The organism is Lonsdalea iberica, from assembly GCF_002111585.1.
In the GTDB taxonomy this organism is placed as follows: domain Bacteria; phylum Pseudomonadota; class Gammaproteobacteria; order Enterobacterales; family Enterobacteriaceae; genus Lonsdalea; species Lonsdalea iberica.
In genome coordinates this window covers 1-7,629 of record NZ_LUTP01000077.1, presented here as the reverse complement: position 1 = coordinate 7,629, position 7,629 = coordinate 1, and the positions used below count along the sequence as shown (strand labels likewise).

Sequence of the window (7,629 nt, the reverse complement as noted above, 5' to 3'; positions counted from 1 at the left end):
CTGGGACTGCCGTTCATTGCCGTAATGCCTGCCTGCACGGCGAAACGCAAAATCGAGCAGATTAGGTTTTATGGCGGCCGTTGCCACTTCGTCGAACAGTCTGGGCAGATCTATTCGGCGTCAGAGCAGCTGGCCCGCGACCTTAACGGCCACTATATGGATCAGTTTACCTACGCTGAGCGTGCGACGGACTGGCGCGGCGGCAACAATATCGCCGATAGTATTTACCACCAGATGTCCAGAGAACCTTTCCCGGTTCCTGACTATCTGGTGATGAGCGCCGGCACCGGCGGAACCTCGGCGACCCTCGGGCGGTATATTCGCTACAAAGGCCTGGATTCGAAGCTGGTGGTCGCCGACCCCGAAAACTCCGTGTTTTACGACTGCTATCTCCAGAAGGACCCTACACTGACCACCGCTTGCAGCAGCAGAATCGAAGGCATCGGCCGCCCGCGCGCGGAACCCTCTTTCATTCCCAGTGTGATAGACGACATGATTAAGGTGCCTGATGCCGCCAGCGTGGCGACCCTACTCTGGCTGGAGAGCGTCCTTGGCCGCAAAGTCGGCCCCTCGACCGGCACCAATGTTTGGGCCATGCTGCAATTAGCCGAGAAAATGAAAGCCGAAGGACGTCAAGGCGCCATTGTGACGCTGCTATGCGATAGCGGCGAGCGCTATCTGGACACTTATTACAACCCCGAGTGGGTAGCAGCGCACATTGGTAATCTGGCGCCGTACACCCGACAGCTTGCCTCAGAACAGCCGCAGGATAGCCTAACGCCCTGCCCGGCATGATTTCACCTGCTGCGCTGAAGCGAGGACGGATTTGAGTTACCATATCTCCTTCGTGACATGTTAAGCCGTAGTCTGGATCTACGGCCCTGCTCATTAAGGTGAACCAGCATGACAAGCGCAGTAGTTGTTTTTAGCGGTGGACAGGATTCCACAACCTGCCTGATACAGGCACTCAAGCAATACGATCACGTGCACTGCGTGACGTTCGATTATGGACAGCGTCATCGGGCTGAAATCGACGTAGCTGCCGAACTGGCTCAACGCTTGGGCGCATGCGCTCATAAAGTGTTGGACGTTCGTTTGCTGAATGAACTTGCCGTCAGCAGCCTGACGAGGGACAACATCCCCGTGCCGGACTTTGACGAGAAGCCGGACGGTCTTCCCAGCACCTTCGTCCCCGGCCGCAACATCCTTTTTCTCACGCTAGCCGCAATCTATGCCTACCAGGTCGGTGCCGACACGGTGATTACCGGCGTCTGCGAAACCGACTTTTCCGGCTATCCGGACTGCCGCGACGAGTTTGTCAAAGCACTTAACAAAGGGGTTGCGCTCGGATTGGCCAAAGATATCCGTTTTGTGACGCCGCTGATGTGGCTGGACAAGGCCGAAACCTGGGCATTGGCCGACTACTACCACCAGTTAGACACAATTCGTCACCACACGCTGACCTGTTACAACGGCATTAAAGGCGACGGCTGCGGTCAATGTGCGGCCTGCCATCTGCGCAAGAAAGGTTTGGAGCTATATCAGCAGAACCCCGAAGGCGTAAGAGCATCTCTGGCCAAGAAAACCGAACTGGAGTAATCCAACCCGCAAGCGCATTGCTGACCGTGGTTATCCACCGACAAACTCACGAATAACCACCGTCAGCTGCTGCTTACCGACACAGGCCAGACCCATAGCGCAATCAAGCGAGCGACGTGCCGATACTTCTCCCCCTCGTCAGAAACACATTCCGGCAGTGAACTCCGCCTTGTGGCAATAACGACTTCGAAGGCGCCATTCAACGCATGTCGTTCCTAGTCCAAAGCATCCGGCCTCATAACGACCGACCCGTTTTAGCGTAGCGTCAGAGTCGTAACCGGGGTTGATTGCGTTCAATCAGCGAAGCCCCAATCCCCGGAACTTCCTGTAGCTGATCAACCTGCGTGAAAGGACCGTTTTGTTCCCGATAATTCACAATAGCCTGCGCTTTTTTCAACCCTACGCCGTTAAGAATATCGGCCAACTCTTCCGCCGACGCCGAGTTGATACTCACTTTTTCTTCATCGCTGGCTGATGGTATGAGCTGTTCCAACTTTTTGCCCGCCGCATCCTCCTGCAAAGTCGCCGCCGCTTCATTTGTATCCACTTTTGTGGCGGCTTGAACAAGTGCTGGCAGGCTCGACAAAGTCAGACCCACAACAAAGCACACTGCCTTGATTCCTGATTTTTTCATGCTGTTATCTCCTTGTGTTTGACAGCACGCCCACCTTGCCTGAAGGGGGAATCAGCAACAATATGCCGTGTTCAAATGTGGAAAAGGCCGCGAAAGCGGCCTTTGTCTGTTGCAGTGCGTTACATTCTCTTGCGAGGGTTATTCCTGCTGCTGAGCCGCATTCCCAAGCTTGATTTTCGCTTCACTGCGCAGGCTGGAAATCAAGACATCAAACAGAGAGCCGACGGCATTCTGTTTCACCTGATTAGCGAACTGCTGTTTCTGCTGATCTTGCAGCGTGTGAGGCTGAATGCTGTCTAACGCCACAATCACGACATTGCCCTCCTGATCCTTCGACAAGCCATAAGATGGCTTGTCCTTCTGCGGGATAGGCAACGCAAAGATAGACTCCGCCATCACTTCGTTCTGGTTTAAAGAAGAAAGTGTTTTTGGCGTGCTGAAGCTCAGATTCGCGGCTTTCAAGCTGTCCATCTTCCCTTCTTTCAGGTCGGCGAGGATTTTCTCAGCCTCAAGACGCGCCTGTTGATCCGCCTTCTGGCGTTTCAAAGTTTGAACAACCTGATCGCGCACCTGATCCAGCGCTTCGGTACTTTCCGGTTTGTGCTCGCTGATGCGCACGACAAAAGCACGATCGCCATCGACGCTGATCACATCCGAATTGCTGCCCGGAGCGCCATTTTCGCCTAACAGAGAACCGCCGAAAATAGCCTGAGTAACCGGCTGAAAATTCAGCGCGGCGGGAACTTTATCCCGGCTAAACCAGTCGGTCTGGACCGATTTAACGCCAGCAGCCTGTTCTGCGGAAGCCAGAGACTCATTATCGTTGCTGGCCGCTTCGCTGACTTTCTGCTGCAGCGCATAAAACGCATCCAACGCCCGTTCGTGTTTTACCTTCTCAGCCAGTTCGGCGCGAACGTCAGCCAGCGATTTGATTTGCTGCGGCTGCATATCGTCCAGACGGACGATCAGGTACCCCACCGAGGATTTGATGACGCCGGAAAGCTGCCCTTTTTCGGTCAGTTTTGCCTGCTTCAGTTCGTCCACGGTGGAATTGTCGTCCATCCAGCCCAGGTCGCCGCCGTTGCGGCGAGAAACGACGTCGGTTGAGATCTGTTGAGCCAGCGCGGAGAAGTCGGTGCCGTGCTGCAGTTTCTCAAGAGCCGCTTTGGCTTCCGCTTCTGTTTTTACCTGAATGAGGCTGTATTTTTTGCGTGCGCCCTGAGTGAAATCGTTTTTGTGCTGCTCGTAATAGGCGGCGATAGCCGCATCATCCACCTTGGTTTTGTCCATGATAGCGGCCGCATCCAGCAGGATGTAGCTGACCTTGAACTGTTCAGGCGCCAGATAGCGGCTCTTGTTCTGATCGTAGAAGCTCTGCACTTCAGCATCGCTGACCGTTTGCGACTGGGCACGGTCGGCAGTAATGATGGTCGCCGTGCGGATGGTGCGATCCTGCGCCGCCAGCTGTACCAGGCGCTCAAGCTCCTGAGGCAGAAGGAACTCGGTGCCCCCGAGGCCACGGACCAACTGCTGAGTGGTCAGCTGCTTGCGCAGCATCTGGGCAAAGGTATCTGGACTCAGGCCGAGACGACGTACCTGAGTCAGGTATTTTTCGTTATCGAAGCGGTTGTCGGTCTGAAATTCGGGGATAGCGAAAATGGCCTGCTTGATCTGCTCGTCGCTAATGCTCAAACCCAGCGTATGAGAATACTGATCCAGTAGCGTTTCATCGATCAGCTGTGACAACGCCTGCTTACGCAATTGCTGCATGTAGCCTTCGTTACTCGCCAGAATAGAGAAGTTTTCTCCCAGCATCTGCTGCTGTCGGTTACGTTCGTTTTGTACAGCCTGTTCCAACTGGGAACGGGAAATTTCCTGCCCGTTGACCTTCGCTGCGTAATCACCTGACCCACGAATCAAATAATCACCTACGCCAGTCAGCACGAATGAACCGATGATCAGGGCCAGAATAATTTTAAGCACGACGTTATTCGCGGCCGCGCGTAAATTGTCCATCATAATGTGACAACACTCCGCTGTAGAATGGATGAAACTCCCTGCGCAGGCCGCAGCCATGCTTCCTTGCGATGCTAAAGCCGCAAAACGGCCAGGGCGCACTCAGGCAACTGCCTGATGATAGTAGTCCGGATTTCCGGTAAAAAAAGGCACATCATTGAATGATGCGCCCCATATCTTACCTTACCCACATCGTGACGTCAGGTAATGTTTAGGGGAGATATTCTCCCCTTAGACAATTAATTAACGGCGTCTTTCAGCGCCTTACCTGCGCGGAAGCCCGGCACTTTGGCGGCAGGAATACTGATTTCCTTACCGGTCTGTGGATTGCGGCCTGTGCGAGCTGCACGCTCACGAAGCGAAAATGTTCCGAAACCGACTAAAGCAACGTCATCCCCTGCTTTCAGAGATTCAGTAACAGACCCAATAATTGCATCCAACACACGTCCTGCCGCCGCTTTGGAAATATCAGCATCTGCAGCAATTTTGTCGATCAATTGTGACTTGTTCACTCTTTCATCCCCTCTGAAATCCTGTGGCTGCATCCCTCTTTCCTGGCGCAGCATTAGCTTTTTAACATTCAGTTAAATCCACGGTGGTTACCCGTACGATTAACAGTGCTCTAACTTAGCCGCACAAAAAAAAGCTGGCAAGCATCATTACACTTGCCAGCCTTTATTTTATGAAAGGTTCTTGCGATGGGTCACTATTTCGCCGCCGCAGTCTCCACCTTCATGCCATGAGGCGAGTTTTGCAGCGCCAGCTCCAGCACTTCTTCAATACGTTTTACCGGGTGGATATCAAGATCGGCAATCACGTTTGACGGTATCTCTTCTAGGTCACGCTTGTTTTCATCCGGAATCAGCACGGTTTTAATACCGCCACGATGAGCCGCCAGCAGTTTTTCCTTCAATCCGCCGATGGGCAGCACCAGACCACGCAGCGTAATCTCGCCAGTCATCGCCACGTCGGCGCGTACCGGGTTACCCGTCAGGCATGAGACCAGTGCGGTGCACATGGCGATACCCGCGCTTGGACCGTCTTTCGGCGTCGCGCCTTCCGGTACGTGAACATGGATATCTCGCTTCTCGTAGAAGTCTGAGTTGATCCCCAGAGAGTCAGCGCGCGCGCGTACCACAGTCAGTGCGGCTTGAATTGATTCCTGCATGACTTCACCCAGAGAACCGGTGTAGGTCAGTTTGCCTTTACCCGGCACGCAGGCGGTTTCGATCGTCAGCAGCTCACCGCCGACTTCGGTCCACGCCAGACCGGTCACTTGACCGATGCGGTTCTCATCGTCCGCACGACCATAGTCGAAGCGCTGAACGCCTAAGAACTCTTTCAGGTTGTCGCCGTTGATCTCGATGTGCTTGAGGGACTTGTCCATCAGCAGCGATTTGACCGCCTTACGACACAGCTTGGAGAGTTCACGTTCCAGGCTACGCACCCCCGCTTCGCGGGTGTAGTAACGGATGATGCCGATAATCGCGCTGTCATCTACCTTCAGCTCGTTCTTCTTCAGGGCATTGCGCTCGACTTGCTTAGGCAACAGGTGTTCCCTTGCGATGTTGAGCTTCTCATCCTCGGTATAGCCAGATAGGCGGATGACTTCCATACGATCCAGCAGCGGCGCCGGAATGTTCATGGAGTTAGATGTTGCCACAAACATGACGTCCGAGAGATCGTAATCCACTTCCAGATAGTGATCGTTGAACGCCACGTTCTGTTCCGGGTCGAGCACTTCGAGCAACGCAGAGGCCGGATCGCCTCGCATGTCCGAAGACATTTTGTCGATCTCATCCAGCAGGAAAAGCGGGTTTTTTACCCCAACCTTAGCCATCTTCTGGATCAGTTTGCCCGGCATGGAACCAATGTAGGTGCGACGATGCCCGCGGATTTCCGCCTCATCACGCACACCGCCCAGCGCCATACGAACATATTTACGTCCGGTCGCTTTGGCGATGGACTGACCCAAAGAGGTCTTACCCACCCCCGGCGGCCCCACCAGGCACAGAATCGGCCCCTTAATTTTGCTGACACGGCTCTGTACCGCCAGATATTCAAGGATGCGCTCTTTTACGCGATCCAGGCCATAGTGGTCGCTATCCAGCATCTGCTGGGCTTTGACCAGATCCTTTTTAACTTTGCTGCGTGAGTTCCAGGGAACCTGCACCATCCAATCGATGTAACTGCGCACGACGGTGGCTTCCGCGGACATCGGCGACATCATCCGCAGCTTTTGCAGCTCCGCCTCGGTTTTTTCCCGGGCTTCTTTCGGCATGTTAGCCGCTTCAATCTTGCGTTTCAGCGCTTCATTTTCGTCCGGCGCGTCATCCATCTCGCCCAGCTCTTTCTGAATGGCTTTCATTTGCTCATTCAGGTAATACTCGCGCTGGCTTTTTTCCATCTGCTTTTTGACGCGGCTACGGATGCGCTTTTCAACCTGCAGCAAGTCGATTTCCGACTCCATCATCGCCATCAGGTATTCCAGACGTTCCGTCACGTCGAACATTTCCAGGACCGACTGCTTGTCGGACAGTTTCAGCGGCATGTGTGCGGCAATCGTGTCAGCCAGACGGGCCGCGTCGTCGATACTGTTCAGCGACGTCAGGACTTCAGGCGGGATTTTTTTGTTCAGTTTGATATAGCCTTCAAACTGATTGACCGCCGTACGCATGAGCACTTCCTGCTCAGGCTCTTCAATTTCGGGCGAGTCCAGATATTCAGCCTGCGCGGCAAAGTGCTCTCCACCATCAGACAGCGTGGTGATACGCGCTCGCTGTAAGCCTTCGACCAGTACCTTAACGGTACCATCAGGCAATTTCAGCATCTGAAGAATGGAGGCTACCGTCCCAACCGAGAAAAGATCGTTAACACCTGGCTCATCCGTTGAGGCCTCTTTCTGTGCAACCAGCATGATCTTTTTATCGTGATCCATTGCGGCTTCAAGGCACCGAATTGACTTCTCCCGACCAACAAACAACGGAATGACCATGTGCGGATAAACCACCACATCGCGCAGCGGCAATACGGGGATTTCTATGCGTTCGGAACGCTCAGGGTTCATAGAGCTCTCTCTTAGTTTCATTTCCGCCAGGTTAAGGGAATCTCGTGAAACAGGCTCTTCACGGTTTCGCCTCTAGGTATTCGAGTATATGGGGATAAATATCCTACATTCAACGATAGATCACGCTGAAAAAGGAATGGGGGGCTAACACCCCCCATTTTGTTCTTCGATGATGATTTTTAGGCGAATTATTCGCCAGAGGCTTGCTGCGCTTCGTGCTTGCCGTAGATCAGGAGCGGTTCAGACTGACCCGCGATGACAGACTCGTCGATCACGACTTTATCCACGCTGTCCTGAGACGGCAGTTCGTACA

The 7,629-nt window shown here is 53.8% G+C and carries 7 protein-coding genes; 2 read left to right on the top strand and 5 right to left on the bottom strand.

The genetic code is table 11. The features are described 5' to 3' along the window. Both AU511_RS16310 and queC read left to right on the top strand, forming a co-directional pair. Positions 1–795 (top strand): PLP-dependent cysteine synthase family protein (locus tag AU511_RS16310; RefSeq protein WP_094110312.1); only part of this gene is annotated, 795 nt, incomplete at its 5' end. Between the two features lie 108 nt (positions 796–903). After that, positions 904–1,599, top strand: a complete 696-nt coding sequence (gene queC / locus AU511_RS16305; RefSeq protein WP_094110310.1) for a 7-cyano-7-deazaguanine synthase QueC — start codon at positions 904–906, stop codon at positions 1,597–1,599. Positions 1,600–1,864: 265 nt separating this feature from the next. On the opposite strand, the gene AU511_RS16300 is transcribed toward queC, so the two are convergent. The 5 genes from AU511_RS16300 to AU511_RS17840 all read right to left on the bottom strand — a co-directional run. Continuing rightward, entirely contained in the window at positions 1,865–2,233 is a 369-nt protein-coding gene (locus AU511_RS16300) for a ComEA family DNA-binding protein (RefSeq protein ID WP_094110309.1), read from the bottom strand. A 138-nt stretch (positions 2,234–2,371) separates the two neighbouring features. Beyond that, on the bottom strand, positions 2,372–4,252 hold the full coding sequence (ppiD, locus tag AU511_RS16295; RefSeq protein ID WP_094101086.1) for a peptidylprolyl isomerase: 1,881 nt from the start codon (positions 4,250–4,252) through the stop codon (positions 2,372–2,374). Positions 4,253–4,488: 236 nt separating this feature from the next. Then, complete coding sequence (gene hupB, locus AU511_RS16290; RefSeq protein ID WP_094110311.1) at positions 4,489–4,761, bottom strand: nucleoid-associated protein HU-beta; 273 nt, start codon at positions 4,759–4,761, stop codon at positions 4,489–4,491. A 194-nt stretch (positions 4,762–4,955) separates the two neighbouring features. After that, on the bottom strand, positions 4,956–7,316 hold the full coding sequence (lon, locus tag AU511_RS16285; protein WP_094110308.1) for an endopeptidase La: 2,361 nt from the start codon (positions 7,314–7,316) through the stop codon (positions 4,956–4,958). Positions 7,317–7,504: 188 nt separating this feature from the next. Beyond that, a partial coding sequence (locus AU511_RS17840; RefSeq protein WP_240503872.1) for a hypothetical protein occupies positions 7,505–7,629 on the bottom strand: 125 nt, incomplete at its 5' end.